Annotated in this window: 31 protein-coding genes and 1 tRNA gene; 15 read left to right on the top strand and 17 right to left on the bottom strand. The window is 66.4% G+C overall.

All coding sequences use genetic code 11. From position 1 onward, the window contains the following. Positions 1 to 3: 3 nt before the first annotated feature. From thrC to A5744_RS09120, 5 genes are all read right to left on the bottom strand, one after another. Positions 4 to 1,095, bottom strand: coding sequence for a threonine synthase (gene thrC, locus A5744_RS09140; RefSeq protein ID WP_076060270.1), 1,092 nt, complete (start codon positions 1,093 to 1,095; stop codon positions 4 to 6). Next, the gene (locus A5744_RS09135; RefSeq protein WP_076060268.1) at positions 1,092 to 2,417 is read right to left on the bottom strand and encodes a homoserine dehydrogenase; all 1,326 of its coding nucleotides are present in this window, start codon (positions 2,415 to 2,417) and stop codon (positions 1,092 to 1,094) included. The genes thrC and A5744_RS09135 overlap by 4 nt, the downstream gene beginning before the upstream one ends. Next, positions 2,407 to 3,834: a diaminopimelate decarboxylase gene (gene lysA, locus A5744_RS09130; protein WP_076060266.1), complete on the bottom strand. Its 1,428-nt coding sequence runs from the start codon at positions 3,832 to 3,834 to the stop codon at positions 2,407 to 2,409. Before lysA ends, A5744_RS09135 begins: the two co-directional genes overlap by 11 nt. Further along, positions 3,831 to 5,483, bottom strand: a complete 1,653-nt coding sequence (gene argS / locus A5744_RS09125; RefSeq protein WP_076060264.1) for an arginine--tRNA ligase — start codon at positions 5,481 to 5,483, stop codon at positions 3,831 to 3,833. The genes lysA and argS overlap by 4 nt, the downstream gene beginning before the upstream one ends. A 189-nt stretch (positions 5,484 to 5,672) precedes the next feature. After that, a complete protein-coding gene (locus A5744_RS09120; protein ID WP_076060262.1) occupies positions 5,673 to 6,020 on the bottom strand; it encodes a hypothetical protein in 348 nt (115 codons plus the stop codon). Positions 6,021 to 6,099: 79 nt separating this feature from the next. Here A5744_RS09120 and A5744_RS09115 point away from each other — a divergent pair, with 79 nt between their 5' ends. Continuing rightward, entirely contained in the window at positions 6,100 to 6,324 is a 225-nt protein-coding gene (locus tag A5744_RS09115; protein ID WP_076060260.1) for a helix-turn-helix domain-containing protein, read from the top strand. 74 nt (positions 6,325 to 6,398) lie between these two features. Continuing rightward, positions 6,399 to 6,471 (top strand) — tRNA-Arg (locus A5744_RS09110). Positions 6,472 to 6,527: 56 nt separating this feature from the next. Here A5744_RS09110 and A5744_RS09105 read toward each other — a convergent pair. Continuing rightward, on the bottom strand, positions 6,528 to 8,294 hold the full coding sequence (locus tag A5744_RS09105; RefSeq protein ID WP_076060258.1) for a GNAT family N-acetyltransferase: 1,767 nt from the start codon (positions 8,292 to 8,294) through the stop codon (positions 6,528 to 6,530). An 80-nt stretch (positions 8,295 to 8,374) separates the two neighbouring features. On the opposite strand from A5744_RS09105, the gene A5744_RS09100 reads away from it, so the two are divergent. Then, the gene (locus A5744_RS09100; protein ID WP_076060257.1) at positions 8,375 to 9,154 is read left to right on the top strand and encodes an alpha/beta fold hydrolase; all 780 of its coding nucleotides are present in this window, start codon (positions 8,375 to 8,377) and stop codon (positions 9,152 to 9,154) included. Positions 9,155 to 9,444: 290 nt separating this feature from the next. Continuing rightward, positions 9,445 to 9,828, top strand: a complete 384-nt coding sequence (locus A5744_RS09095) for a hypothetical protein (protein WP_076060255.1) — start codon at positions 9,445 to 9,447, stop codon at positions 9,826 to 9,828. A gap of 107 nt (positions 9,829 to 9,935) precedes the next feature. Here A5744_RS09095 and A5744_RS09090 read toward each other — a convergent pair whose 3' ends face one another. Further along, positions 9,936 to 10,436 (bottom strand): hypothetical protein, encoded by a 501-nt coding sequence (locus A5744_RS09090; protein WP_076060254.1) that lies wholly within the window; start codon positions 10,434 to 10,436, stop codon positions 9,936 to 9,938. A gap of 144 nt (positions 10,437 to 10,580) precedes the next feature. Between A5744_RS09090 and A5744_RS09085 the strand changes: the two genes are divergently transcribed. The 4 genes from A5744_RS09085 to A5744_RS09070 all read left to right on the top strand — a co-directional run bounded on the left by A5744_RS09085 (position 10,581) and on the right by A5744_RS09070 (position 12,630). Further along, positions 10,581 to 11,111 carry a hypothetical protein gene (locus A5744_RS09085; protein ID WP_139331294.1) on the top strand — a complete coding sequence of 177 codons (531 nt, stop codon included), beginning with the start codon at positions 10,581 to 10,583 and terminating at the stop codon, positions 11,109 to 11,111. Between the two features lie 27 nt (positions 11,112 to 11,138). Continuing rightward, positions 11,139 to 11,819 carry an alpha/beta fold hydrolase gene (locus A5744_RS09080; protein ID WP_076060250.1) on the top strand — a complete coding sequence of 227 codons (681 nt, stop codon included), beginning with the start codon at positions 11,139 to 11,141 and terminating at the stop codon, positions 11,817 to 11,819. A gap of 90 nt (positions 11,820 to 11,909) precedes the next feature. Continuing rightward, positions 11,910 to 12,299, top strand: coding sequence for a heme-binding protein (locus A5744_RS09075; protein WP_076060248.1), 390 nt, complete (start codon positions 11,910 to 11,912; stop codon positions 12,297 to 12,299). A gap of 28 nt (positions 12,300 to 12,327) precedes the next feature. Further along, on the top strand, positions 12,328 to 12,630 hold the full coding sequence (locus A5744_RS09070; RefSeq protein ID WP_076060247.1) for a hypothetical protein: 303 nt from the start codon (positions 12,328 to 12,330) through the stop codon (positions 12,628 to 12,630). Here the strand turns inward: A5744_RS09070 and A5744_RS09065 are convergent. The 4 genes from A5744_RS09065 to A5744_RS09050 form a co-directional block, all read right to left on the bottom strand. Next, positions 12,627 to 13,016, bottom strand: a complete 390-nt coding sequence (locus A5744_RS09065) for a DUF4189 domain-containing protein (protein WP_170874462.1) — start codon at positions 13,014 to 13,016, stop codon at positions 12,627 to 12,629. The two genes, A5744_RS09070 and A5744_RS09065, sit on opposite strands and share 4 nt — an antisense overlap. A 49-nt stretch (positions 13,017 to 13,065) precedes the next feature. Then, positions 13,066 to 14,565 carry a DUF4185 domain-containing protein gene (locus A5744_RS09060; protein WP_076060244.1) on the bottom strand — a complete coding sequence of 500 codons (1,500 nt, stop codon included), beginning with the start codon at positions 14,563 to 14,565 and terminating at the stop codon, positions 13,066 to 13,068. 179 nt (positions 14,566 to 14,744) lie between these two features. After that, on the bottom strand, positions 14,745 to 15,167 hold the full coding sequence (locus A5744_RS09055) for a hypothetical protein (RefSeq protein ID WP_076060648.1): 423 nt from the start codon (positions 15,165 to 15,167) through the stop codon (positions 14,745 to 14,747). 178 nt (positions 15,168 to 15,345) lie between these two features. After that, complete coding sequence (locus A5744_RS09050) at positions 15,346 to 15,888, bottom strand: carboxymuconolactone decarboxylase family protein (RefSeq protein WP_240563004.1); 543 nt, start codon at positions 15,886 to 15,888, stop codon at positions 15,346 to 15,348. Positions 15,889 to 15,969: 81 nt separating this feature from the next. Between A5744_RS09050 and A5744_RS09045 the strand changes: the two genes are divergently transcribed. Continuing rightward, positions 15,970 to 16,758, top strand: a complete 789-nt coding sequence (locus A5744_RS09045) for an SDR family oxidoreductase (RefSeq protein WP_076060240.1) — start codon at positions 15,970 to 15,972, stop codon at positions 16,756 to 16,758. On the opposite strand, the gene A5744_RS09040 is transcribed toward A5744_RS09045, so the two are convergent. After that, positions 16,755 to 17,567 (bottom strand): SDR family oxidoreductase, encoded by an 813-nt coding sequence (locus A5744_RS09040; RefSeq protein WP_076060238.1) that lies wholly within the window; start codon positions 17,565 to 17,567, stop codon positions 16,755 to 16,757. The genes A5744_RS09045 and A5744_RS09040 overlap by 4 nt on opposite strands. An 83-nt stretch (positions 17,568 to 17,650) precedes the next feature. On the opposite strand from A5744_RS09040, the gene A5744_RS09035 reads away from it, so the two are divergent. After that, on the top strand, positions 17,651 to 18,640 hold the full coding sequence (locus A5744_RS09035) for an NAD-dependent epimerase/dehydratase family protein (RefSeq protein WP_076060236.1): 990 nt from the start codon (positions 17,651 to 17,653) through the stop codon (positions 18,638 to 18,640). Continuing rightward, complete coding sequence (locus A5744_RS09030; protein ID WP_076060234.1) at positions 18,613 to 19,179, top strand: TetR/AcrR family transcriptional regulator; 567 nt, start codon at positions 18,613 to 18,615, stop codon at positions 19,177 to 19,179. The genes A5744_RS09035 and A5744_RS09030 overlap by 28 nt, the downstream gene beginning before the upstream one ends. A 10-nt stretch (positions 19,180 to 19,189) precedes the next feature. On the opposite strand, the gene A5744_RS09025 is transcribed toward A5744_RS09030, so the two are convergent. The 3 genes from A5744_RS09025 to A5744_RS09015 form a co-directional block, all read right to left on the bottom strand. After that, on the bottom strand, positions 19,190 to 19,720 hold the full coding sequence (locus A5744_RS09025; RefSeq protein ID WP_076060232.1) for a pyridoxamine 5'-phosphate oxidase family protein: 531 nt from the start codon (positions 19,718 to 19,720) through the stop codon (positions 19,190 to 19,192). Between the two features lie 30 nt (positions 19,721 to 19,750). Then, on the bottom strand, positions 19,751 to 20,236 hold the full coding sequence (locus tag A5744_RS09020; RefSeq protein WP_170874461.1) for an NUDIX hydrolase: 486 nt from the start codon (positions 20,234 to 20,236) through the stop codon (positions 19,751 to 19,753). An 85-nt stretch (positions 20,237 to 20,321) separates the two neighbouring features. Next, positions 20,322 to 20,792, bottom strand: coding sequence for an SRPBCC family protein (locus tag A5744_RS09015; protein WP_076060228.1), 471 nt, complete (start codon positions 20,790 to 20,792; stop codon positions 20,322 to 20,324). Positions 20,793 to 20,875: 83 nt separating this feature from the next. On the opposite strand from A5744_RS09015, the gene A5744_RS09010 reads away from it, so the two are divergent. After that, complete coding sequence (locus A5744_RS09010; protein WP_076060226.1) at positions 20,876 to 22,600, top strand: NAD-binding protein; 1,725 nt, start codon at positions 20,876 to 20,878, stop codon at positions 22,598 to 22,600. On the opposite strand, the gene A5744_RS09005 is transcribed toward A5744_RS09010, so the two are convergent. Further along, positions 22,597 to 23,475, bottom strand: coding sequence for an LLM class flavin-dependent oxidoreductase (locus A5744_RS09005; protein ID WP_076060224.1), 879 nt, complete (start codon positions 23,473 to 23,475; stop codon positions 22,597 to 22,599). The genes A5744_RS09010 and A5744_RS09005 overlap by 4 nt on opposite strands. Positions 23,476 to 23,543: 68 nt before the next feature. On the opposite strand from A5744_RS09005, the gene A5744_RS09000 reads away from it, so the two are divergent. The 3 genes from A5744_RS09000 to A5744_RS08990 are packed head-to-tail and all read left to right on the top strand — an operon-like array spanning position 23,544 to position 25,562. Continuing rightward, complete coding sequence (locus A5744_RS09000) at positions 23,544 to 23,957, top strand: VOC family protein (RefSeq protein ID WP_076060646.1); 414 nt, start codon at positions 23,544 to 23,546, stop codon at positions 23,955 to 23,957. A 2-nt stretch (positions 23,958 to 23,959) separates the two neighbouring features. Further along, positions 23,960 to 25,147 (top strand): class I SAM-dependent methyltransferase, encoded by a 1,188-nt coding sequence (locus A5744_RS08995; RefSeq protein ID WP_076060222.1) that lies wholly within the window; start codon positions 23,960 to 23,962, stop codon positions 25,145 to 25,147. 25 nt (positions 25,148 to 25,172) lie between these two features. Continuing rightward, on the top strand, positions 25,173 to 25,562 hold the full coding sequence (locus A5744_RS08990) for a VOC family protein (protein WP_076060221.1): 390 nt from the start codon (positions 25,173 to 25,175) through the stop codon (positions 25,560 to 25,562). Here A5744_RS08990 and A5744_RS08985 read toward each other — a convergent pair. Further along, on the bottom strand, positions 25,559 to 26,044 hold the full coding sequence (locus A5744_RS08985) for an RrF2 family transcriptional regulator (protein WP_076060219.1): 486 nt from the start codon (positions 26,042 to 26,044) through the stop codon (positions 25,559 to 25,561). The genes A5744_RS08990 and A5744_RS08985 overlap by 4 nt on opposite strands. Positions 26,045 to 26,066: the final 22 nt, after the last annotated feature.

The following is a 26,066-nucleotide window of genomic DNA, read 5'->3' as shown; positions in this document are numbered from 1 at the left end:
CCACTAGGCCAGCCCCAACTTCTCGACGACGAGCACGGGATCGACGGGCAAGGCGGACACGCTCGGCATGTCCCGCAGCGCCGTGTCGGGATCCTTGAGGCCATTGCCGGTCACCGTACACACCACCGTCGACCCGCGGGCGACCCAACCGTCGTCGATGGCCTTGAGTAGCCCCGCGATGCTGGCGGCGGAGGCCGGCTCGACGAAGACGCCTTCGCAGCTGGCGACCAGGTGATACGCCGCGAGAATCTCCTCGTCGGTGGCGGCCAGGAACCGCCCGTTGGATTGCTGCTGCGCCGCAACCGCGGCGGTCCACGACGCCGGTGCGCCGATGCGGATTGCGGTGGCAATGGTTTCGGGGTGGCTGACCGGTTCACCCAATACCAACGGCGCCGCGCCGGCGGCCTGGGTGCCCAGCATGCGGGGCAGCTTGTCGATCACACCCGCTTGGTGATACTCGGTGTAGCCCTTCCAGTACGCGGTGATGTTGCCGGCGTTGCCGACGGGAAGGGCGTGTATGTCCGGTGCTGCGCCCAGTGCGTCGACGATTTCGAAGGCCGCCGTCTTCTGACCCTCGATGCGCACCGGGTTCACCGAGTTCACCAACGAGATGGTCGGGAAGTCGGCGGCCATCTTGCGGGCGAGTTCCAGGCAGTCGTCGAAGTTGCCGTCGATCTGGATGATCTTGGCGCCGTGCATGACCGCCTGCGCCAGCTTGCCCATCGCGATCTTGCCCTGCGGTATCAGCACCGCGCACGTGATCCCGGCGCGCGCGGCATATGCCGCCGCCGAGGCCGAGGTGTTTCCCGTCGACGCGCACAACACCGCCTGCTGGCCGCGGGCCAACGCGTCGGTGACGGCCATCGTCATGCCCCGGTCCTTGAAGGAGCCGGTGGGATTGAGGCCCTCGACCTTGAGATGGACCGTGCAGCCGGTCTTTTCCGACAGCCGGGTCGCGGCGATCAGCGGGGTGCCGCCCTCGAGCAGCGTGACCGGCGTCCAATCGTCGCCGACCGGTAACCGGTCGCGGTATGCCGCGATCACGCCCGGCCACGGCTGGTGCGTGGCCGTCGGGGTCGCCCGGGGGGCGCTCATAGGCTGGTCCCTTCCAGTCGCAGCACGCTCGCCACGCCGTGCACAGAGTCCAAATCGGCGAGGGCATCGACGGTTTCGGAAAGCGCGGCGTCGGTGGCGGTGTGGGTGACCACCACGATCCGGGCTCCCACCCGTCGCCCGCCGTCGTCGACCACGCCTTCCTGGCGGACCTCGGCGATGCTCACCTCGCGCTTGGCGAATTCCGCCGCCACCGAGGACAAGACGCCGGGCTTGTCGGCGACGTTCATGCTGACGTAATAGCGGGTATTGATGAAACCCATTGGTGCGATGGGCAGTTGGGCATACCTCGACTCTCTCGGGCCACGGCTGCCCAACACCCGGTTGCGGGCGGCCATCACCAAGTCACCGGTCACCGCCGATGCGGTGGGCGCTCCCCCGGCCCCCTGGCCATAGAACATCAGCCGCCCCGCGGCCTCGGCCTCGACGACAACGGCGTTGAATGCCCCGTTGACCGTGGCCAGGGGATGCGACATGGGCACCAGCGCCGGGTAGACGCGGGCCGAAACCCGTTGCTGGCCATCGTCACCCGTGATGCGCTCACAGATGGACAGCAGCTTGATGTTGCAGCCCAGGGACCGTGCGGACACGAAGTCGGCCGGGGTGATCTCCGTGATGCCTTCGCGGTAGACGTCGTCGGCGGTCACCCGGGTGTGGAAGGCGATGGATGCCAGAATCGCGGCCTTGGCCGCGGCGTCGTAGCCCTCGACGTCGGCGGTGGGGTCGGCCTCGGCGTAGCCCAGCGCGCTCGCGTCGGCCAGCGCGCTCTCGTAGTCGGCACCGGTGCTGTCCATCTCCGAGAGGATGTAGTTCGTGGTGCCATTGACGATGCCGGCCACCCGGTGCACCGTGTCGCCCGCCAGTGATTGGGTGAGCGGGCGGATGACCGGGATTGCGCCCGCGACCGCCGCCTCGAAATACAGGTCGACGTGCGCGCTTTCAGCGGCCTGCGCCAATTCCCCGGTGGAGGTGGACAGCAACGCCTTGTTCGCCGTGACGACGGACTTGCCGTGTTCGAGGGCGCACAGGATCGCCTTACGGGACGGCTCCACCGGCCCCATCAATTCCACGACGATGTCGACGTCCTTGCGCGAGACGAGCTCTTCGACGTTGTCGGTCAGCAGCTCGATCGGGACGCCGCGATCGTCGGCGACGCGGCGCACTCCGACGCCGCGGAGCACCACGGGTGCACCGACGCGAGCTGCGAGGTCCTGCGCGCTGTCCTCGATGATCCGGACAACCTCGCTACCGACGTTGCCCAAACCCAGTACCGCCACGCCGACCGGCTTTTCGTCACCGGGCACGGTTCACCTCCAAACTCAGCAGATCGTCGACCGTCTCGCGGCGCAGGATCAGACGGGACCGCCCCGCACGCACGGCGACCACGGCGGGCCGGCCGATCATGTTGTAACGACTCGAGAGCGAATAGCAGTAGGCGCCGGTGGCCGCCACTCCCAGCAAGTCGCCGGGGCGCAGGTCGCCGGGCACCCAAGCGTCGCGCACGACGATATCACCGGTCTCGCAGTGCTTTCCGACGATGCGGGCCAGCGCCGCCGGCGTATCGCTGGCCCGCGAGACCAGCCGGACATCGTATTGCGCGTCATAGAGCGCCGTGCGGATGTTGTCGCTCATGCCGCCGTCGACGCTGACGTAGCGCCGGTTCGCCGTGGCGCTCACGTCGACGTCCTTGACGGTGCCGACCTCGTACAAGGTGATGGTGCCCGGTCCGGCGATGGCGCGGCCGGGCTCGACGACCAGCCGAGGCGCGGGCAGCCCGACCGCCGCCGACTCGTTGCTGACGACGGCGCTCAACTTGGCCGCGAGTTCGGCCATCGGCGGCGGATCGTCGGAGGCCAGGTACGAAATACCCAGGCCGCCACCCAGATCCACCGTCGAGATCTGCGCGGTCTTGTCGACCCCGAATTGGTCGACAATCTCGTGCAGCAGGCCGATGACGCGGTGCGCGGCCAGTTCGAAGCCGGCGACGTCGAAGATCTGCGAACCGATATGGCTGTGCAACCCGACCAGTCGCAGGTGATCGGCGTCGAACACCCGGCCCACCGCCGCCAGCGCCGCGCCGCTCGCCACCGACAGGCCGAACTTCTGGTCCTCGTGCGCGGTGGAGATGAACTCGTGGGTGTGGGCTTCGACGCCGACGGTGAGCCGAACGAAGACGTCCTGGACGACACCGGCCTCGGCCGCGATCGACTCCAGGCGCTCGATTTCGGTCATCGAGTCCAAAACGACATGGCCCACACCGGCTTTCACCGCGGCGGTCAGCTCCGCGACCGATTTGTTGTTGCCGTGGAAGGTGATCCGCTCCGGCGGGAAATCGGCGTGCAGTGCCACCGCCAGCTCCCCGCCGGTGCACACGTCGAGCGAGAGGCCTTCCTCGTCGATCCAGCGGGCGACCTCGCTGCACAAGAAAGCCTTGGCGGCGTAGTGGACGTTGTGGCCGCCGCCGAAGGCCGACGCGATTTCTCGGCAGCGCGAGCGGAAGTCGTCCTCGTCGATGACGAACAGCGGCGTTCCGTACTCCTGGGCGAGGTCGGTCAGGGGAACGCCGGCGATGCTGGCGATACCGGCGTCGTCGCGAGCTGTGTTGCGCGGCCACACATTCGGCGCCAACCGCAGCAGCTCCTCGGCGGATTGCGGCCGCGGCGGACTCTCGGTGTGCCGGGTCTCTTCGGCGTGCCGGGGACCGGCGGGATGGACGTTCACATTCGCTCCGGGGCGGTGACTCCGAGGATCGCCAGCCCGTTGGCGATGACCTGGCGAGCGGCCTGGCACAGCGCCAGCCGCGCGGTGTGCAGGTCGGTGGGCTGTTCGTCGCCCTGCGGCAACACCCGGCACGAGTCGTAGAACCGGTGGTAGTCGCCGGCAAGGTCTTCTAGGTAACGGCATATGCGGTGGGGTTCGCGCAGGGAGGCCGCCGTGTTGAGTACCCGCGGGAATTCGCCGATGGTGCGCAGCAGCGCGCCCTCCTTGTCGTGGCTGAGCAGCTCGAGGTGCGCGGTGTCGGGGATCAGGCCCAGTTCGGCGGCGTTGCGGGCCAGCGCGGAAAGCCGGGCATGCGCGTATTGCACGTAATAGACCGGGTTTTCATTCGATGCCGAGGACCACAGCGCCAGGTCGATGTCGATCGGCGTGTCCACCGACGAGCGGATCAGGCTGTAGCGCGCGGCGTCGACCCCGATGGCCTCGACGAGGTCGTCGAGCGTGATCACCGTTCCGGCCCGCTTGCTCATCCGGATCGGCTGGCCGTCGCGGACCAGGTTGACCATCTGCCCGATGAGCACCTCGACCGTGGCCGGGTCGTCGCCGAAGGCGGCGGCCACTGCTTTGAGCCGGGCGATGTATCCGTGGTGATCGGCGCCGAGCATGTAGATGCACAGGTCGAAGCCGCGCCGCCTCTTGTCCAAGTAGTAGGCGATGTCGCCGGCGATATAGGCCGGCTTGCCGTCGCTCTTGATCACGACCCTGTCCTTGTCGTCACCAAAAGCACTGGTGCGCAACCAGGTTGCGCCGTCCTTCTCGTAGATGTTGCCGGTCTCGCGCAGACTGGCGATGGCCTGGTCGACTCGGCCGCTGGTGTGCATCGAGTCTTCGTGGGTGTAGACGTCGAAGTCGGTGCCGAACTCGTGCAACGACTTTTTGATGTGGGTGAACATCAAGTCGACGCCGATCGCGCGGAAAGTCTCGCGCATGTCCGGTTCGGGCAGGTTCAGCGCGTCGGGCGCCTGCTGTAATACCTGCGCGGCGATGTCGGTGATGTAGGTGCCGGCGTAGCCATCGGCCGGGGCCGGTTCGCCTTTGGCCGCGGCGATCAGCGAGCTGGCGAAGCGGTCGATCTGGGCGCCGTGGTCGTTGAAATAGTATTCGCGCACGACGTCGGCGCCCTGCGTGGACAGCAGCCGGCCAAGCGCGTCGCCGACGGCGGCCCAGCGGGTGCCGCCGATGTGGATGGGACCGGTCGGGTTGGCCGAGACGAATTCCAGGTTGACCTTGTGGGTGGCCTGGGCCCCGGAATGGCCGTAGTGGTCCCCGGCGTCAAGCACGTCGTTGACGACCTTGGCCTGGGCGGACGCCTCTAGGCGCAGGTTGATGAAGCCCGGCCCGGCGACTTCGGCCGAGGCGATGCCGTCGGCCTGGGCCAGCGCTTGGGCGAGCCATCCGGCCAGCTCACGCGGATTAGCGCCGACTTTCTTGCCCAGCTGCATGGCCAGGTTGCTGGCATAGTCGCCGTGCTCGGGGTTGCGGGGCCGCTCCACGGTGACCGGCTGCGTTAAAACGGCAGCATCCAGCCCGCGCTCGGCAAGCACCGCAGCAGCGGTGGTTTTGAGCAGCTCAGCCAGGTCAGCGGGGGTCACGAACGTCCATCCTATGGGCTTCAGTCCCTACGCCCGAATCCATTACGGTGGCGGCGCCGCCACCGCCATGCGTTAGTCTGTCGGGGCCCAATGGCGCAACGACTGTGTTGTCGCGCCCCCCGATTTCATGACCTTGCTTAGGTAGTCACTAACTAGGATTACCCAGCATGGCAGCGCCCAGGTCCTGTCCTATGGGTTGTCGTCTAAATAAGGGGTGCTGAAATAAAAACAACGCACGGCATTTTCAGCAACGTCCTGGTCGAATCCCATCTGCTGTATCTTTTGAATTTCCGCCTTCTGAAATGCCTCGTTGGGAACACCGGAATTGAGATCCTGCCGCATCACGAACCAGAGCCTATTCACTTCGATTTGCCGCCCCGCGGTGCCCGGAATACCTAACATGCAACCCTCGTAATAGGTCTGGGAAGCGCGGTTGTCAGCGCGAGCGGACGGCCCATTCAGCACAACCGATGCCATGACCGGGGCGGCGATGGCCATACCGACCGCCGCACCAACATAGATGAAACGCATGCTCACAGTAATTACACCCTCGCCGAGGCCAGTAAGTCCGAATGGAAGATTTTTCCGTGCAGGATCGACCGTAGCCGCTCGAAGAGTGCGCCGGACGCGAAACGCCGTGGGCCTCAGTCCGTTGCAGCTGGTGCAGCGGGTTCGCCTCGAACGCTCGCTACATCTGTTGCGCACCACCCGCATGCCATTCGAGGAGATCGCCGCCGCGGTGGGGTTGGCCGATCCGGCGACTCTGCACCGACTGGTGAAGAAACACACCGGGCGATCACCCGGGGCGCTGCGCCCGAGTGCGCAGGCGCGGGCCTCTTGATCTGTGGCATCGTCACGGCCGTCACGTCCATGCGTTACTCTGGCTGGGCCCGATGGCGCAGCATCGCGTTTTGCGCCCCCGTAGCTCAGGGGATAGAGCGTCTGCCTCCGGAGCAGAAGGCCGCAGGTTCGAATCCTGCCGGGGGCACAACGCATTTAAGCAGGTCAGAGGTGGTTCTTGAGCGCCACTGGAGTAAACCGGACTCAGATCGTGCATTTCAGCCCGACGTGGGCGGCGTGGTACCCGAGCCGGCGATAGAACGCCCGGGCCCTTTCGCGAGCCTCGTCGGTGGTCACCTGCGCCAGCCGTGCCCCGCGCGCTCGGCCGTAGCTGTGCGCCCACTCGACAAGTGCAGTACCAAGACCCTGTGCGCGTTCGGCTTTGGCGACCCGTAATCCCTCGATCTGCAGCCGGGTGGCGCCGCCGCGGGAAAGGCCGGGGATGATCGTCAATTGCACAGTCGCGACGACCGTATCGGACCCGTCCAGGACGACCCCGAGATAGTTGGATCGGTTGCGAACGACAATGTCGTAGGCCGCCTCGTAGCGTTCGAGTTCGGCGTCTTCGCGATCCTGACCGAATTCATCGTCGGAGAGCAGCTGGGCGATCACCCCCACGTGTTCGCGCGTCGCGCGCTGCACCCGATAGGTACGGCCCGCTACCTGCAGCAGTCCTCGAACCGAGGACTGTGCGAGTGCCTGTAGACGCGCCACCAACAGGTCCAGCCACGCCCCGACGTTGGTTCGTGCCTCCGCGGTATCCGGGTAGCGGCATCGCAGATGTAGCCCGGACTCGTCCTGGATGAACCAGAGCATGACGCCGTCGGTGTCAACGCTCGCGCTCACATACTGAGCGTCGAGTCCGACCGAGTCGATGCGCACCGGAAGTCTGCTTTGGTCCAACCAGGAAATCGCGAACATGCCTGGCGCGGTGGGCATTCCACCCCACGGAGCCAGTACGTCGGCCAGTGGCCAGGAACCAAGCTGCACGGCTTCTTTGACGGCGGCGGCCGCGGCGTGCGGCTCGGCAACCGCCGACTCCAGGACCGAATTGGTGATGAACCAACCCACCGAGTCGTGCCATTTGTCTTCAAATCGGCTGTGCACGGGGAAGACCGCGCGCAGCGGCGCCCCGGCCAACTCGCGGGTCACCGCAGTCATGGCGACCACAGCGAGTGCCAGCGTCGAGACACCGTCTTCCCGTGCCTGCGCGACGAACGCGGCGCCGTCATCGACATCGAACACGTCGCGCACTTCAACGCGTTCCGGATGCGGCCCGGACGCACCCAACGGCAGCGGAAACCGTGGCATCACCCCGCCGCTGTCGCTGATGATTTGTGCCCATCGCGCGCGCACGCGTTCCGGTGCGGCCGGACGGTCCAACAGTGCTTGCGTGTGCACGACAAATGCCGGCGGTGGCTGCGGCGACGACGTGCGTCCGATCCGCGCGTCGGCGAGCATCGACAACAGGTCCCGGGCAATCACCAGCATCGACCACATGTCCACATGGGCGTGGTCAGCAGCGATCACCACCGTTAATCCGGCGGCAGTCTCCAACACACACAACCGATGTGAGGGCCGCTGGTAGGGCGAGCATGTCGCATTGAGAACTACTCGAAGTGCGTCGTTTACCGCCTGGCCCGGAGTGATCTCGTGCTCTACCCACTTGCCTGGGTGAACATCGATCTCATGCAGCTGCGGATCGCCGTCCGCCCCGGGTGTGAATGCCGTTCGGAGGGTGCCGTGGCGGGCGATCACGCCCAGCCACGCATCGGCCAACGATTGGCGGCTCACCCCCGCCGGCAACCGAATGGACAGAGCCATCCAGGAACCGGGTCGTGCGCCCGCACCGACGTGTATGCGCTGGTCGAAAGACACCGGGAGCTGCCGGCCGAGGTCAGACACCGACACGTCGTAGCCCCAGAGTCGCCCGAAGGGCAGCCGCAGGTGCGCCACGTTCGTCAGCCGCATGGCGGTACCCTAACGCCCCAGTTAGCCTGAATGCTCGGTCAGCGCGGGGCGAGCCGTCGGGTCGTGAAACGAGTTGGGTGATGTCCACTTTCGTGGTTCCCGGAGCGGAGCTTGCGGTTGAACTGAGCGACGAAGGTGGTCATCCGGTAGTTCAACTGCACGGGCTCACCTCCAGCCGCGCGCGTGACCGGGTGCTCAATCTCGACCTCGGCAGGGGCCTAAGCGGGACCCGACTGCTGCGGTACGACGCACGCGGCCATGGCAAGTCGACAGGGCGCAAGGTCCCGGAGGATTACCGATGGGAAAGCCTTGCCGAGGATCTTCTGCAGCTGCTCGACAAATGGTTTCCCGGCGAGCAGGTGCACGGAGTCGGCCCGTCCATGGGTGCCGGCACGCTGCTGCACGCTGCCGCCCGCGAGCCGGACCGCTTCGCCGGCCTCACGCTGATGGTGCCGGCCACCGCGTGGGAAACCCGGCCCGTGCAGGCGGCGATCTACCGGGCTGCGGCCGACTTCATCGAAACCGAGGGTGTCGGTGCCTTCATCGCGTCGTCGCGTGGGGCGACTCCGCCGCCAGCCACGGTCGGCAGGCCCGAAACGGTTCCCGATGTGGCCGACGCGCTGCTGCCGTCACTGTTTCGGGGCGCGGCTCTCAGCGACCTGCCCGCTCACGAAGCGGTCGCACGAATCGATGTGCCGACGACGATTCTGGCCTGGGTCGGCGACCCCGCGCATCCGATGTCGACAGCGGAATCGCTTGCCGCACTGATGCCGCGGTCAACGCTCACCGTGGCGCACACCCCGGCCGATGTCGAGACCTGGCCCCAGATCCTGAGCCAAGACGTCGCCCGCAAAGGCTGACTTGTACGCGGACGCCGCGTCGGCTCGTGCTTGGGCCGCGTCGGCATCGTTATCCGCTGAGTTCCTGCCGGGGAGCTTCCTCACCAGGGCCGTTTGCAGGTCCATCCCATAGACCGTTGACGGGTGAATAACGAGTAGCGTCCACCGTCCGCCCTGATTAGGCGTGGACAGTCGTCCGACCGCCGGTTCCCAAAGTTGTCCGGGAAAAACTGTCCGCGTTAGCCGAGTCAGACGCTCCTAGCTGTGAGCGCGGTCCACCCGGGTCCGCCCACGAAAGTACGGAGCACAGCGTGAACATCAACCCCTGCCTGGACATGGTCGGGCCCGCGGCGGCGATACGTAGAGCCACTGGGCGCAGGGCACTACTCGAACACCAATTCCGGCGGCGCCAGAATGCCGCGCTTTTCCTGAGCCTGGCGCATGAAGCCGGCATCGCAACCGAGGAGCGCGCCGACAGCCCCGTGATCCCGTGCATCGTCGGCAGCTCGATCAAGGCGCTACGCCTGTCGGGGGCCCTGATGCGACGCGGCATCAATGCCTACCCGATCCTTTTTGCGCCGGAAGACAAAGCGGGCCTGCAGTTCTTTGTCGCCAGCTGCTACTCGGAAGACCAGATCCGGTTCATGGTCAACGCATTGGCCGAGGAGCTGGAGCTGGTGAACGCACGCAGCTAGCTCCGCAAAATTTCTAAACATCCGCCAATTAGCTTGCCGCACAGCGATTTCAGCAAGCCGCTGTTCAAGACGCAGCGTCCCCTGATCTCGGCGATCGCTGACGACTTTCACACGCGCTGGGCAGTCATGTTGATGTCAAGCGTGCCCTGGCATGGACCGCTCAGGATCTCGGTGTGCATGGTGCCGGAAAGTGAGCCGTCGGGTTGGGGCGTGTAGCGGGTGGTGCCTCGGGCCGGACTCCATTGGATTGAGGTGTCGGGCATCATGCAATCCCACTGGAAATCGCTGGCTTGCGTCCATGATGACCCATCCCAGGTGAATTGAACCGGTTGCGGAACGGTCGGGTTCCTCGGCGGCGGGCCGCCAACGATCGTGGCGACACACTTGCCGCTCGCACAGCTCGAATGGAACGTGTACGTATCGGTGTATTGCACCTCAGGCTGACTGGCCGCCACGCTCGTCCCGTCCTTTGGACCGACGATGAACGTGATCGCGTAGTCGCCGTTCCAGGATGGAGTATCGCCGGAGGCAACTGAGGGAAGCGCAAGTGCGATCGCGAGCGACGCGGCGCCCAAACCTATGCGACTAATCAGACCGTCCGGGGTCATCGGTTTCTCCTCTGGGTCCGAACCCCCCTCTCCATACTGTGCCCCCGCCACCAGCGCGGACAAGTGTCCGGGCTCCGGCTCCGCCGGTCCACAAACTCCTTCGGAAAAAACTGTCCACGTCAGCGGAGCCCGAGGCTCCTACCTGTGAGCGCGGCCCACCCGGGTCCGCCCCACGAAAGTACGGAGCACAGCATGAACACCAACCGTTGCCTCGACACGATCGCGCCTGCGGCGGCAAAACGGAGAGCCACCGGGCGCTGGACGCTACTCGAACACCTGCGCCGGCGGCGCGCGAATGAAGCGCTCTTCATGAGCCTGGCCCGCGAAGCCGACATCGACACCGGCGACCCAGCGAGCGCCCCGATGATCCCGGTCGTCGTCGGCAGCTCGACCAAGGCGCTGCAACTCTCGTATGCGCTGCAGCGCCGCGGCATCAATGCCGACCCGATCATCTTTCCCGCCGTGCCGGAAGAAGAAGCGAGGGTTCGATTCTTTGTCACCAGCTGCCATTCAGCCGAACAGATCCGCTTCATGATCAAGGCGCTGGCCGATGAGCTGAAGCTGGTGAACGCTGGCCACCCGGGCCCGGCTCGGAACACTCGCCGCCGACACCTGCGACCGCAGGGTTTCCTCTGGCATCCCCTCAAAGGGCTTGCCGGAGCGCGGTTTCAGTAAGCCTCGACGAGAAAGGCGACTGACACCGTGAAGTTGTTCTGCTTTCACCACGCCGGGGGCGGCGGGTTGGCATTCAACGCCTGGGGTAAGGCACTGAGACCGGCGATCGACGTGATTCCGGTCGAGGTCGCCGACCGGCAGCGCTTCACCACGCTGCGGCAGCTCGTCGACGAGGTGAACGATCAGCTGCGGTCCGATCTCGACGAACCGCACATGTTCTTCGGCCACAGTTTCGGCGCCCTGCAGGCATACCGATTGGCGTGCGTGCGCGCCGCGCAGGGATCGCCGCTGCCACGGGCGGTCTTCCTCTCCGCCTATGGCCCACCGCACCTTCCGCCGCCACTGCATGCCGTGGACCTCCTCGACGACGACCAGCTTGCGACGCTGCTGTCGGACCTGGGCGGGCTCCCTCCCCAACTAACGCGATGGCCGACCCTGCACGAGCGAGCCGTCACCACCACTCGACACGACTTGCGGCTGTGCATGACCGACGAGGAAGACGACACAGCCCAGCTGCCCTGCCCGATCCATGTCTTCGGCGGCAGCGAGGACCCGCTCGTGAGTGAATCCGACTTGCGCGAATGGCGTTCGCGGACAACGGCGGACTTCTCCGTGCAGATCCTCCGGGGCGGCCACTTCTATCTGCGGGATCGTCAGCCGCTGTTCCAGACGCTGCGTCCCCTGATGTCGACGATCGCGGCGGCGTAGCTATATCGGAGCAGGCCGTTGTTGATGTCTACTTAGCTTGAGGCGGCTATCGGGTGCGGCCGGATCGTTTACCGCAGGAAGGAGCCAGCGATGTTCCTCTCAGAAATCTTTCCGCGCCGGGTGGTTGTCGGCGCGATCGGCGCTGCCGCGGCCACGGGCGCGCTGTGGTGCGCCACCGCTGGGACCGCCGCGGCCGATCCGCCGCCCCGCCCGCCCAACTGCACGGCCGCGGACGTCGCCAGTGTCGCGGCCGGTGTCGCGACGGCACTGTCGACCTACCTGTTCACTCACCCCGACGTGAATGGCTTCTACACCGGCCTCCAGGATCAGCCCAAGGATCAGATCCAAGGCGACGTGCAGAACTACTTCAGCGCCAACCCACAAGAGCAAGCCGACCTTGAGGGCATCCGTCAGCCGTTGACTGACATCAGGCAGCGTTGCCAGTGGACCCCGCTACTTGGGCAGGGCGTCGCTCCCTAACGCGATCGGAGATGGAAAGGAGATCGCGATGACCCTGTTGGTCCGGTCTGGGATCGCCGCGGGGATTACGGTGTTGGCCCTTACATCGATTCCTGAGATATATGCCGTCGTGCAGCCCTCCGGCGTGGCCAACGCCGACGTCTGCGCGAGCGTCGGCAGGCGTGTTTCGGTGAGCGGCTGCACCAATGTGGCCGACACGGTCAACACCTACGTGCCGCCGCCAGCCGACTATGCGCCACTGCCGCAGGACTTTCCGCCGCCACCACCCCCGCCGCCGGTAAGCGTCTGCGTCGGAGCCGGGCGCCGAATCCACATCAGCGGGTGCACCTAGCCCCCGCCGGCGCCCCCATCACCTTGACAGTGGCCGTGCCCGGCTTGGACCGTTCCGCCGCCGGCGATCCCTAGTGCGGCCGCCTCGGCTTCTTCGCGGGTCGGGCCCCAGCCGCCGAAATATTTGGTTTTCGCGCTGTTCAAAACGAGCGCGATGCACCCACCCTGCCCGCTGGCCAGCAGACGACAGTCGCTGATGGCCTTGCGACACGTCTCCATCGCCTTCTGCTCGGCGGCACCTTGACTGGTCCCACCGTCAACGAACTTGATCTGCCCGGTGGAATCCGACATCGCCATGGCGATCCAGTTGTTGTCGGCATGCGCGACCGGCGTTGCCACGAACGCGGCCCCGATAGCGATCGCCACTGCTGCTTGTCTCTTCATCAGGCACACACTATTACACAAACGCGGCATCACCGCAGGTCAAGCCGAAAGGCTAGGGCAGCACAGTGTGCATCAACATCACGTCATAGGCCGACCACAGCGACAGGTTGAAGTACAGGTCCCTGCCCGACGACCAGGGATGAATCATCGGGGCGTAGATCCCACCGGGCATCTGGAACGACGACACCAGCGGCTGCTCGGGACTCCACGGTCCCTGGGGAGCCGGCGCCGTCCTGGCCACGACGTCGTTGCTGCCGCCGTTGGTGTAGAGCACCAAGTACTGCTTCAGATAGCTGTTGTACTGGGACGACATTTCACCCACGGGCCCCGGGAAAACCGGCGTCGCCGCGCCCGGATTGTTCGGGACCCAGCGCCCGCCGTTATCGCCGTTCCAGTATTGGTACTTGGTGAGGTCGGGCAAAGCGTTCGGGGGGACTCGCGACAGGTACGCCGCGCCGCCACGTCCCGACGGGGTCCCGAACGAGTAGAGGTAACCGTCGTTACCCCGCATGAACGAACCCATCTGAAAATTCTCGTTGCCTGGGGTGAACCCGACGCCCGGAACCGCGTCGGCCGAGGCCGTGCGGATGGAGCCGGGGTAGATCCCCCAGTTCTGGCCGTTGTCAAGGGATCTCGCGATCGCCGAGTAGTTCGTCGTCCATTCACCGTCGCGGCCCCAATGCTGGATGGACATGTAGTTCATGTATTGGGTTCGCCCGATCGAGATGGCCGACGTCGGAATGATTCCCGTCTCGTGCGCTGCCTTGTGGATGGAGTTGACCACCTGCTTGGACAGGCCGTTGTTCCACACCGGTGAGCCCGAATAATTGTTATTGGGCACACCATCCGCGACGTGGATACCCTTGGACAGGTCACGGTCGTTACTGCGGAACAGTACGTTGTACCGCCATTCTTGGCCGCGAACCTTGCAGTAGCCGAACGTGTCACCGAACGCCATCAGGGCCTGCCGGTTGGCGGGATCGCCGTTGTCCCAAATGATCCCGAGGTCCGTTCCGGAGATACCGAATCGCTGCAGCGTTTTGTTGGGGCCGTTGGGTCCGGTCACCCAGTCGACGAGCGACGTCGGCGCCCCCGCGATATTGGCGGGGGGCGGCGGCGCCGGCTGAGGCGCCGGTTGCGGTGCCGGCTGAGGATTCGGTGCCGCATTCGGCTGCAGCTGCGTGGCATTGGGCGTCTGCGGGAAGCCCGGCGCGGGCGGGTTAGGCCCGGGCGGCGGCACCACCCCGGCTTGAGGTTGCAGTGGGGCCGAGTATCGCTGCCCGGGAGCAGTCGGCCTGAGGAAGGACTGGATCAGCGGGCCCAGCTTGGGGAGCGGCGCCTGGTCATTCGTATGGGTGGGTCGGCGCCCCGTCGGCGGCACCACGACGGGCTGCGGCGCGGGCATCTCCTGCCGCGGGGGTGGATCCACGTTCGCCTCGGGCGCGCCGCAAGGAGTGGCATTCGCCGATGGCGCCGGGCCCAACGCAACGATGAATGCGATAGCGGCCGTCGACACCACCCATAGCGAAGTGCCTCGAAGAATCGCCGACAAAGGTCACACCTTTCGGGGGGCGAGACGTCGCATTGACGTCTGCGGCTGGCCTATGTGACGATAGTGACTACTGGGGCTTTTGTGACCAGTGCGCTGCGAATGGGTATGCATCCGTGACCGTGTCGCAACCGGCTGCAGCGGGTTTGCGGGCGCAGGCCGGTGTATACGGACGGCGGACCTCATCCGGGCCGCGCGGCAAACGCCGCCACCGGCATTTCGACGCTTCCGCCGCACGGCCCGCCCGCGATGTCGGTGTGCCAGGTGCCACGCAGCGAACCGTCGGGTTGGGGCGCGTAGAACGCCCACGACTTCGCTGGTGACCAGACTTTCGGGATCCCGTCCCCCATGTAGCAGTCCCATTGGAAGTCGAAGTGCTCAACCCATCGAGTCCCGTCCCAGGTGTAATGCGACGGCTGCGGCAACGTTGGGTTCTTCGGCACGGGCCCATCGGTGGCGGTGGCGACGCAGGTGCCCGACGCGCACGACGTCACGAAGACGTAGTCGGCACTGAATGTTGGTTCGGCCTGGCCGGCGGCAGCGCTCGTGCCCGTCTTGTTGACCGCGTATCTCACCAGCGAATATTTGCCGTTCCATGCCGGCATCGCCGCGTGGGCCGCCACGACTGTGGTGCCGAGGATCGCCAGCGTGATACCGCCGAACACCGCAATCCGTCGCACCACCCTCGACCGCATCGCCTACATGGTGCTGGGTCGACGACACAGCGGGATATCGGCACGGACACAGCTGAAACTCTATGTCGCCGAACGGTTCCGAGCTCCGTCACTCCGGCTTCGTGCTGTCGATCTGATCCCGGTCGTAGCCGATGACGGGCGGTGAATCGCCGTAGACGTCGAGGGTGTGGATGAACCGGTGCACGCCCATCACGCCGGCGCAGGTGAACCCCAACTCGATGATCTGCGCGGCGGTGAAATGCTCCCCGAGACGCTTGTAGAACTCGTCGTCCATGGCGTGGTGGTCGGCGGAAAGCAGGTCGAGGAACTCGATGGCCATCTGCTCCTGGGGGGTCAGCGAGCCGTGGCCCGGCGCGAGCAGGCATGCCACATCCTCGTCGGTGATCGAGTCATGCTTGCGCGATTGGCTACAGGGTTCGCATTCGCCGAGTTGGGCGCTGCGGATGCGCAGCAACTCCAGGATGCGGCCGCCGAGCAGGCTGCCCGCACCCAGGTGGTGTCGGGCCATGTCGACCTGTTCGAGTTGTGCGCTGCGATACGCGAATATCTGCAGGGGCACCGGAGTCGCGTAGAGCCCGGCGGCAACGCCGGCCTCCACGATTTCGCGGGAGCGCGAGCTCAGCTCTTCCATTGGGATTGGCGCAATACGCGGCATAAATCAGGCTAACTTTCTTGTGCGGGGCCGAAAAGCCCCGATGATTGGGAGAACTCGATGTCCAGACTTGCCGAAAAGGTCGCGATAGTCACCGGGGGTGCGGGCGGAATCGGTGCGGCAACGGCGCACGAATTGGCCCGCCAGGGCGCCGCCGTCGCCGTGGTCGACGTCGACGAGGCGAAGGCCGCCGGGGTCGCCGAGGAGATTCGGCGAACGGGGGCCCGCGCGATCGCGCTCGGCGGCGATCTCGCGCAGGAGGCGACAGCGCGAGAAGTGGTGGAATCGACCGTGGCGGAGTTCGGCCGCATCGACGTGCTGCACAACAACGCGGCCCTGACAGCCAGCGACTTCTTGTCGCGGGACACCGCGGTCACCGAAATGTCGTTGGATGTGTGGCAGCGGTCCGTGCAGGTCAACCTCGGCAGTCAGCTGCTGATGTGCAAGCACGCGGTCCCCGAAATGCGAAGGGGTGGAGGGGGATCCATCGTCAACATGTCGTCGGGGGCCGCACTCAAAGGCGACCGCACCCGCCTGGCCTACGGCGTCTCGAAGGCTGGGGTGCACACCCTGACGATGTACGTCGCGACGAGCGAGGGAAAGGCCGGCGTGCGGGCCAACACGATCGTGCCCGGATTGATCCTCACCGACGCCGTTCGCGCGCACCTGTCCGAGGACGTCATCGACCGCCTCGGCCGCGCCACGCTGACGCCGTACCTCGGGCAACCGAAGGACGTCGCCGATCTCGTCGTCTTCCTGGCTTCGGACGCGTCGCGCTACATCACCGGGCAGATGATTGCGATCGACGGCGGGATGTCCGCTCATGTCGGCCTCGACACCGGCGACTAACCGCTCGTCGGACCCAGCGCGTACGCGCCGGTCTCCGGGTGGTGATACCAGCCGCTGGCGGCATGGGTGCCGCCGTCGACATGAATCGTCTGACCGGTGATGTAGCTGGACATGTCGGACGCGAGAAAGACTGCCGCGCCGGCCATTTCATCGACATGACCCGCCCGCCCCATCGGGACGGTGAGGCCGAATCGCTGCTCGGAGCCCGGCGGCGCGATCTGCCTGATGCCCTCGGTCAGCGTGATGTCGGGCGCCAGCGCGTTGACCCGAATGCCGTGCGGCGCAAGCTCGAGCGCGGCGGTCTTCGTGTAGTTGATGACACCGGCCTTGGCCGCCGCGTAGGTCGCGTAGCCGGGCGCGGCGCGCACCCCCTCGATCGAGGTGACGCTGATGATGCTGCCCGGCAGTGTCTGCTCCACGAGGATCCGCGCCACCCGCTGCGTGCACAGGTAGACGTGCCGCAGGTTCGACTTGTACAGCGCGTCCCAACCGTTCTCGCTGGTGTCGAGGATCCCCGACCAGAAAACCCCGCCGGCGTTGTTGACCAGGATCGTCACCGTCCCGAGTTCGGCCGTCGTCTGCGCCAGCGCGGCGTCCACCGCGGCGCTGTCCCGGACGTCGACGGTCAGGCCCAGCGCGCCGATCTCCTCGGCCACAGACGCACACGAGTCGGGGTTGCGTTCCCAGATCGCGACCCGCGCGCCGAAGGCCTTCAGGCCGGCCGCGATACCGCGGCCGATGCCGGCGCCTCCGCCGGTGACGACCGCGACGCGGTCAGTCAGGAGGACGCTGGAGGGATCGAGTGTCATGGAGATGAATATAGAACATTCCCACTTCAAGGTTTACAGTCAAAACCAAATCTGTTCGATATGTAACAACCGGGGAGGCCGCGATGGCCGGCACCATCTTCGTCACCGGCGCGACGGGTCAGACCGGCGGCAACGTCTGTCAGCAACTGATCGAGCGGGGCGACCACGTCCGCGCGCTGGTTCGCGATCCCGACGACGCCGCGGCGCTGGCCGGGGTCGGCGTCGAGCTGGTCAAGGGCGACATCAGGGATGCCGACGACGTGCTGCACGCGGCGAAGGGCGCCGAGGCGGCCATCCACTGCGCCGCGCTGCTGGGCGGCGCGAGTCAGGACCTGGAGGACTTCAAAGCGGTCAACACCGTTGGGACGACCAACGTCCTGGATGCGGCCAAAGCCCACGGCATGCGCCGGGTGGTCGCCCTGAGCACCGCAACGTTCCTCGACCTGAGCACCGGCGTCGATTTCGAAGAGGCACCCGTTCTGAAGAACCCGCCCGGCGACCCCTACACCGTCACCAAGCTGGCTGCCTTTCTCGAGGCGCACCGGCGTGCCGCCGCGGGCGACGACGTGCTGACGTGTCATCCGGGCGCGATCTTCGGGCCCGGCCTGGTCGTGGAACGCGCCCTGCACCGCACCAGCTTCAACCGGGTGCTGCTGGCGGGCATGCGCGGAAAGATCAAGCGCTATCTGGCTTTTCCGGTGACGTGGGTCGCCGGGGCGGATGTCGCGAAGGGTGCCATCGCCGCGCTGGACAAGGGGATGGCCGGCGAGCGATACCTGTTGGTCGGGCGGCCCGACGACACGTTCAGCACGGCCGGTGGCATCAATCGCGCGTGCGAGATCGCCGGAATCGACCACCGTGTCGAGGATCTCGACTACCGCACCGATCCCGCGGCGCTGACCGCCGAATTCGGGCCAACCTTGATGGCGATCGCGGAGGCCGCGGCAAAGACCAACCGACGGCCCAGAGCGACCGACAATCTGACCACCCGACGCCTCGGGTATGAGCCCATGTCCTTCGACGACGGCCTGCGACGGCTGATCTCATGGCTGCGCAAACTCGGCAAGCTGTAAGCCCTGCCGCGTCGGTCGCCGATCGAATCCTCGATGCGGCGCAGCGGCTCGCGTTCCGGACCGGCGCCCGCAAGTTGTCGCTGTCCGACGTGGCGACGCTGGCCGGGGTGTCCCGGCCGACCATCTACCGCTACTTCGTATCCAAGGAAGAGCTCATCGATGCGCTGGGAAAACGCGAGCGCCGGCGCTTCACCGCCGCATTGGACGAAGCGACGTCGGGCGTCGTCGGGGTCGCACGACTGGAAGCCGCGGTCGACGTCGTAGCGACCTTCGTCGAGGCCCAGCCACCCGGGCGCCTGCTCGATCTCGAGCCGGGCTTCGCGCACGAACAGATGGCGCAGGCGCTACCCATGCTCGCCGAAGGCCTGTTGGCGGTGTTGCAGCGCTGTGCCCGCGAGGGTGCCTTCCTCACGCCGGTCGACCCTCGTGCTCTGGCCGGCGCTATCGCACGAACCGCGTTGAGCCATTACATATTTCCCGATGCCGACCGCGCCGCCGCGCGCCAGCAGATCTGCGCCGCGGCCGGTTTGTCCGCGTAGTCTTTTCGAGTTAGCCCAGCTGAAACTTGGTGGCGCCGTAGGGTTCCGACGTGCCGAGAGCGAACACCGTCTCGGGCGTGACGCGATAGAGATGCCACGGCGCGGGGCCGGCCGAGGGAGCGCTGAACTCCGCCGTCAGTGCGTCGCCCTCGACCCGGCAAGGCCACCCGTCGCGCGCGAAAACGTCTGCGACGGACGCCAATTCACCGGCGTCGGTGACCCGCCGCGCGCGCCCTTCGACAACCAGATCGAACGGATCGGTGGCAACGGACAGTACGCATCGCGGATCGCGGGCCAAGTTACGCGACTTCCTGGTCGCCAGGCCGGAGGTGAAGTACCAGCTGCCTTCCCACGGAAGCACCCCGAGCGGCATCACATGCGGGCTGCCATCGGGATTGATCGTGGTGAGCCACACCGTGTGGCGTTGCGGGCCGCCGGTTTCCGGCGCCTGCGTCAGCTGACTGTCGAGCACGGCTTTGACCCGAGCCCACTGAATGGCCGGCGCCCCGTAGCCGTCGAGATTGCGTTGTGTGATCGTCATATCGGTGTTGACCGATGCCAGACCGAGAACTCATCGCTCCCGTAGCAGGAACAGGGCGTAGGCCGCGATCGACTGCGAGTCCGTGATCACACCCGAGCGGATCATCCGCTCGACGTCGTCGCGCGAGAACCATTGGCTGTGCATGTCCTGCTCCTCGTGCTCGCGGCGGGATTCGCCCTCGGAGATCCCGGTCGCCAGGAACACCCAGCCCCGTTGGCTGCTCAGTCCCGGAGCCACATCGAGCTGGCCGAGCGCCTCGAACGATGCCGCACGTAGCCCGGTTTCCTCGCGCAGCTCGCGCGCCGCCAGCTCGGACGGCTCGCTTTCCGCCAGGTCCGGGGCCGTGCCCTGGGGAAACTCCCAGCGCCGCGCGCCGAGGGGATACCGGAACTGTTCGACCAAGCGGAAACGCTGGCCGTCGTAGGGCAGCACGAGCGCATAGGTCGGCTTGTCCACCACCGCGAAGATGCCCGGGCTGCCGTCGGCGCGGCGGATATCGTCCTCTCGAAGCACCATCCACTGGTTCCGATAGATTTCGCGGGACGCGACGCGTTCGATGAAAGGCACGCCGCCAGTATCACGGTCGACGCACTCCCGACATCTATGAGGCGGGTGTTTCGGCGGCCCGTTTGATGCGCCGCAACGTCTCCTCGATCCCCTGGTTGACCTGACGTCCCCGCGGCAACAGCGCTTCTGCGAGTCGGGTGGGCGCCGAACACCATACGAACTCAAAAGACTCGGTGAGCGACGTGCCGGACGAGGACGGCTCCATCGTGTAAAGCCAACGCGTTTCTTCACGCCCAGTGCCGTCGTTGACCGTGGTGAAGCTGAATTCACGGCCCCGGTCGGCAACAACGACCACCGCCGTCCTTTGCCACCGCAGCGGACCGCGCCGGTTGTACCCGCGAAACCGCGCGCCCGGGGCCGCCGCAGTTGTCCCATCCAGCCATTCGCAGCGATAGCATTCGGGGCTCCACTCGCCCATCCGGGTGACGTCAGCGACGAGGTCGTACACGAGATCGGGCGGCGCGACGATCTCGATGCTGCTGCGCCCGCGCTGGGCTGTGGGCATGCTGCGACTCTACTTGTGGCACAACGATGTCGTGCGAAGCGGCACTTTTGCTGGGACAAATCCGCACGGTAGCGTGGGTGAGCATGCGTCGGCACATCATCGTCAGCGGTGACGACGCGCTGGCCACGACGATCGTCGAGGAGCTCAATAGCGCCGGCGTGCACATCGTCAAAGTCACCACTGCCGCCGAGCTCGCCGACGCCGGGGTGGCCCGCGCGCTCGCCGTTGTCTGCGCCGGAGACGATGACGCGACCAATCTCGAAATCGCCCTGCTGGCAAGGAAAGCCAACCCCAATGTACGGGTGGTGGCGCGGCTGGCCAACGACGTCCTGCGCACGGCTCTGACTGCCGACAAGCGGCCGGGCGCGATTCTGGACGTGGCGGAGCTCGCTGCGCCGTCGGTTGTCGAGGCATGTCTGGCGCACACCGCGCACCCGTTCGAGGCGGCTGGCATCAAATTCGTGGTCTCGGGCGCCGAGGCGCCGCGGAACGCGACGCTGCGCGAGATCTACGGCGACCTGGCGCCGGTGGCGGTGATTCACGGCGAGAACACCTCCGCCCCGGACGAGGTGGAGGTGTGCCCGGGCCGGGATCTGCCGGTGCACGCCGGCGATTGGACCGCAATGATCGGCACCGCCGACGAGCTGGCCACCCGGGGCATCAAGATCCCCCGCTCCACCGCGAGGCGCTCACGCCGGCCCCGGCTGCGGCGAGCTCTCGATGCCATACGCGGCGTGCGGGACGACCTCAATCCGATGTTCCCGCGAGCGCTGCTGGCGGCGGCCGCCCTGCTGCTCGGATCGACAGTCGTGTTGCGCCTGTTCTATCAGCCGCATCCGAAAATGTCCTGGCTCGACGCTCTGTACTTCAGCACCGAGACGATGGCGACGGTGGGTTACGGCGACTTCAGCTTCCTGTCGCAGCCCACCTGGCTGCGGCTGTTCAGCATCATGCTGATGTTCGCCGGCGTCACGACCACCGCACTGCTTGTCGCGTTCATCGCCGACCTGCTGCTCTCGCGGCGTTTCGTTCATTCGGCCGGTCGGCGCCGGGCCCGCCACCTGCGCAATCACGTCATCGTCGTCGGGCTGGGTTCGTTCGGCATCCGCGTCGTCAGCGATTTGACCAACGCCGGGTACGACGTGGCGGTCGTCGAACGCGACGAGAACAACCGCTACTTGTCGACGGCGGCAGACCTCGACGTGCCGGTGATATTCGGTGACGCGACGCTGCGTCAGACGCTGGAATCGGCCGGTGTTGCGCGTGCCCGGGCGGTAGCGGTGCTGACCCAGGACGACATGGTGAACATCGAGACCGGAATCGTGCTGCGCGAGATGCTCGGGCCCAGGGTGATGCCCGACGTCGTCCGGACCGACGTGCCGCTGGTGCTACGCGTATACGACCGCGCGCTGGGGAACGCGGTGGCGCAGCGGTTCGGATTCGAAAACGTGCGGTCGACCGTCGAACTGGCCGCGCCGTGGTTCATCGGCGCCGCCATGGGCCTGCAAGTGCTGGGGACGTTTTCCGTCGGGCAGCGCTCGTTCATGGTCGGGGGCATGCACGTGGCGGCCGGCAGCGAACTCGACGGGCTGAAAATGTTCGAGCTGTCCACCCAGACCCGCGTCATCGCGATCACCCGCGAGGACGCGCCCGTCGCGCTCCACCCGCGCCGCGACGCCTGGCTTCGCGGCGGCGACACCGTCTACCTCGTCGGCCCCTACCGCGAGCTGCTGGCGACGCTGCGCAAGGGGCAGCCTCCCCAGGAACCTGCCGCCGGCCCCGATACCACTGAGCGCGCGTCGGCCTAAAGCTGCCCAGCCACGTCGGTCGCGCGGCGCAGCTGGTCGAGATCCGAACTGGTCGGAATCAGCTGGACCTCGTCGGCGCCGATCGCTTCGAACTTTCGCAGGACGGCGAGCAACTCGTCTTCGCTGCCGGCCCAGCCGGTCATCGGTGCCATCGCGTCGACGTACTCCGGCGGTATCCAGTTCATATAGCGGCGCAGATGACGATGTACCTGGGCGCGCGCGCCCTCGGGCGGCCCGAACGCGAACCAAAACGACGTCACCAGGTGGGGTTTCGGCTTGCCGGCCTGCGCCCACGCCGTCCGGGCCACGTCGAACAACTCGTTCTGCTTGGCGGCGTCCAGATCCAGGGTGGTGCCGGCCAACCCGTCGGCCCAGGCCGCCGCGCTGCGGATGGCCTTGGGTCCCATGCTTCCCACGAGCAGCGGCGGACCACCGGCCTGGACCGGCAGCGGCCCCACCGGCAGCACCGACTCGCTGATCTTTTCGCCGGCCCACACCCGCTTCATCACCGCCACGCGGTCAGCCAAGGCGCGCATCGTCTGGGTCGCCGGATCGGCGCCGACGGCGTGGTAGTCCTCGTGCCTGCCGCCCACGCCGACCCCCACGGTCAGGCGCCCGCCGCAGAGCACGTCGCCGGTCGCCAGGGCCTTCGCCAGCAGCACCGGGTCGTGCAGCTGCGGCACGATCACCGTGCTCACCAGCCGTACCCGGCCGGTCCACGCGGCCAGCGCCCCGAGCAGCGTCAGGTGGTCCGGATTGTCGAAAGCGATGCGCTCGCCCCAGCACAGCGACGAGAACGGTCCTTCGTCGATGCCGCTGGCCCAGCTCTGCAAAATTCCCGCATCCAGATCCGGCTCCATCACCGGCATCGTCATGGCTATTCGCACGACGGCGATTCTGGCATGCCTTCAATATGCGGATCCTCAAGTGGCAGCATGGTCACGTGGGCGTCAACTGTTCTTCGATCGCGCATGTCCGCCTCACGGTCAGCGACATCGAGCGATCCCGGCGGTTCTACGAAAGCGTCTTCGATTGGCCGGTGTTGCTGGAGGTCCCCGAGAATGCCGACGAAGCAACCCGCGATCAGTTGAGCTTCCTGTTCGGCGGCGTGATCTACGACCTGGGCGGGACGCTGCTCGGATTGCGGCCGGTCGCCACCGACCGATTTCACGAGGACCGCGCCGGCCTCGACCACATCGCGTTCCGGCTGAACACCAGGGCCGAATTGGATTCCGCGGCTACACATCTCGATGAAATCGGTGTCGAGCACGAGCCGGTCAAGGACATCGGGCCGTCGTACATCCTGGAGTTCCGCGACCCCGACAACATCGCCCTTGAGCTGACGGCGCCGAAGTAGCCGTGACCGAGGATCCGCGCGCCGACGTCGTGTCTCGGCAATACGATCGGTGGCGCTATCCGCCCCCGATCCAGGACCTCGAGGTCTACTCCAAAACGAACTGGGAGTGGTTCGACCCGTTTCGATCCCATCGGATCTTGTGGCCCGACCGGGACTACCGACCCGACCTCGACATCCTGATCGCGGGATGCGGTGCGAATCAGGCGGCGGTGTTCGCCTTCAGCAACCGGGCAGCCAAAGTGGTGGCGGTCGACGTCAGCCAGTCGGCGCTGGATCATCAGCACTACCTCAAGGACAAGCACGGGCTGCACAACCTCGAACTGCACAAGCTCGCGATCGAAGAGTTGTCAGCGCTGCAACGAGACTTCGACCTGATCGTGTCCACCGGCGTGCTGCACCACATGGCGGATCCCTTGAAAGGCATGAAGGCACTCGCCAGCTGCCTGCGGCGCGACGGCACGATCGGTGTGATGCTCTATGCGAAATACGGCCGGATCGGGGTCGAATTGCTCGAGTCGGTCTTCCGGGATTTGGGGCTGTCCCAGGATGACGCGTCGGTGCAGCTGGTCAAGGAGGCGATCCCGACGCTGCCCGCGGAGCATCCCGTCCGGAATTACTTCAAGGTGGCACGCGATCTGCACGACGACGGCGCCGTCGTCGACACGTTCTTACACGGCCGCCAGCGAAGCTACACGGTCCAGGAGTGCCTGGAGCTCGTCTCCTCAGCGGGGCTCGAATTCCAGGGCTGGTTTCACAAGACGCCGTACTATCCGCACGAAATCCTCTTGCCGTCGAGCAGATTTCACGCCGCCCTGGCGGAACTGCCTGACATCAAACTCTGGTCGGCGATGGAGCGGATACAAACTCTGAATGCGACGCACTTCTTCATGGCGTGTCGCCCGGACCGTCCGAAAGAGCAGTACACGATCGACTTCTCGACGGCCGAATCCCTGGACTACGTTCCGGAATTCCGCACCGCGTGCGTCTTGTCCGAAGCCGACCTCATCTGGCCCGGCGGCGCCAGGCTGACGCTCAGCGCCGATCGGCTGCCCCTCGTGCAACTCGTCGACGGACGCCGCAGCATCCGTGAGATCGCGGCGAGCGTCGCACAGCCCGCTGAGGTGGCTCGCGAGCTCTTTCAGGCGCTGTGGCGTCTCGACGTGCTCGCCGTGGTGCTCGCCACGAGCTGATGTCGAGGGAATACTGGAAAGAACTATGTCCATCAGTTTCAACCACACCATCGTCGCCTCGCGCGACAAGCAGCAGTCCGCGGAATTTCTCGCCGACCTATTCGGCCTACCCAGCCCGAAGCCGCTCGGCCACTTCATGGTTCTCTCACTCGATCACGGCGCCAGCCTCGACTACGCGGACGCGCCCGAGGGTGAGGAGATCCGGCGGCAGCACTATGCCTTCCTCGTCTCCGAGCCGGAGTTCGACGCGATCTACGACAAGATCAAATCGCGCGGCATGCAGCACTGGGCGGATCCCCGCCAACAGCGGCCCGGTGAGATCAACCAGCGCGATGGCGGGCGCGGGGTGTACTTCCTGGATCCGTCCGGCCACGCCATGGAGATTCTCACCCGCCCCTACGGCTCGGGCGGCTAGTCGCCCGTGTGCGGTGAGCCGTGCCGGACGCTCTCCTGCGCCCGATAGTCATTCGCGAGCTGCGCGACATGCTTGGGCAGCGCTCCGGCTGCGACATCCGCCAACGTCGTTTCCTCCAGCACCGAGCGCATGCTGGCGCGCAGTGCGCGCCAGACGTCGGTCAGCGCCGTCGTCGGGCCCGAGTACGGCAGGTCCCCGAGCCCGATGTCGCGGACGCTGGCCAGCGGTCCGTCGATGCAGCGCAGCACGTCGGCGATGCTGATCTCGTTTCCCGGCCGGGCCAGCTCGTAGCCGCCTTCGCGGCCGCGGTGGCTTCGCACCAGGCGGTCGGTGCGCAGGTTGGTCAGGATATCGACGAGAAATTGCGGCGGTATGCCCTGTGCGTGCGCGAGGTCATCCGTCTTGACCAGCGAGCCAGCGCTGGCCGTCGCGAGCTGCACCATCGCCCGCACCGCATACTCCGCCTTGGCTGACATGCGCACCCTGAGGATTGTGCCATCCGCC

Source organism: Mycobacterium sp. IS-1264 (assembly GCF_001954195.1).
Taxonomy (GTDB): domain Bacteria; phylum Actinomycetota; class Actinomycetes; order Mycobacteriales; family Mycobacteriaceae; genus Mycobacterium.
Note: the sequence above shows the minus strand (reverse complement) of the source record. Positions and strands in the feature narration are given on the sequence as shown.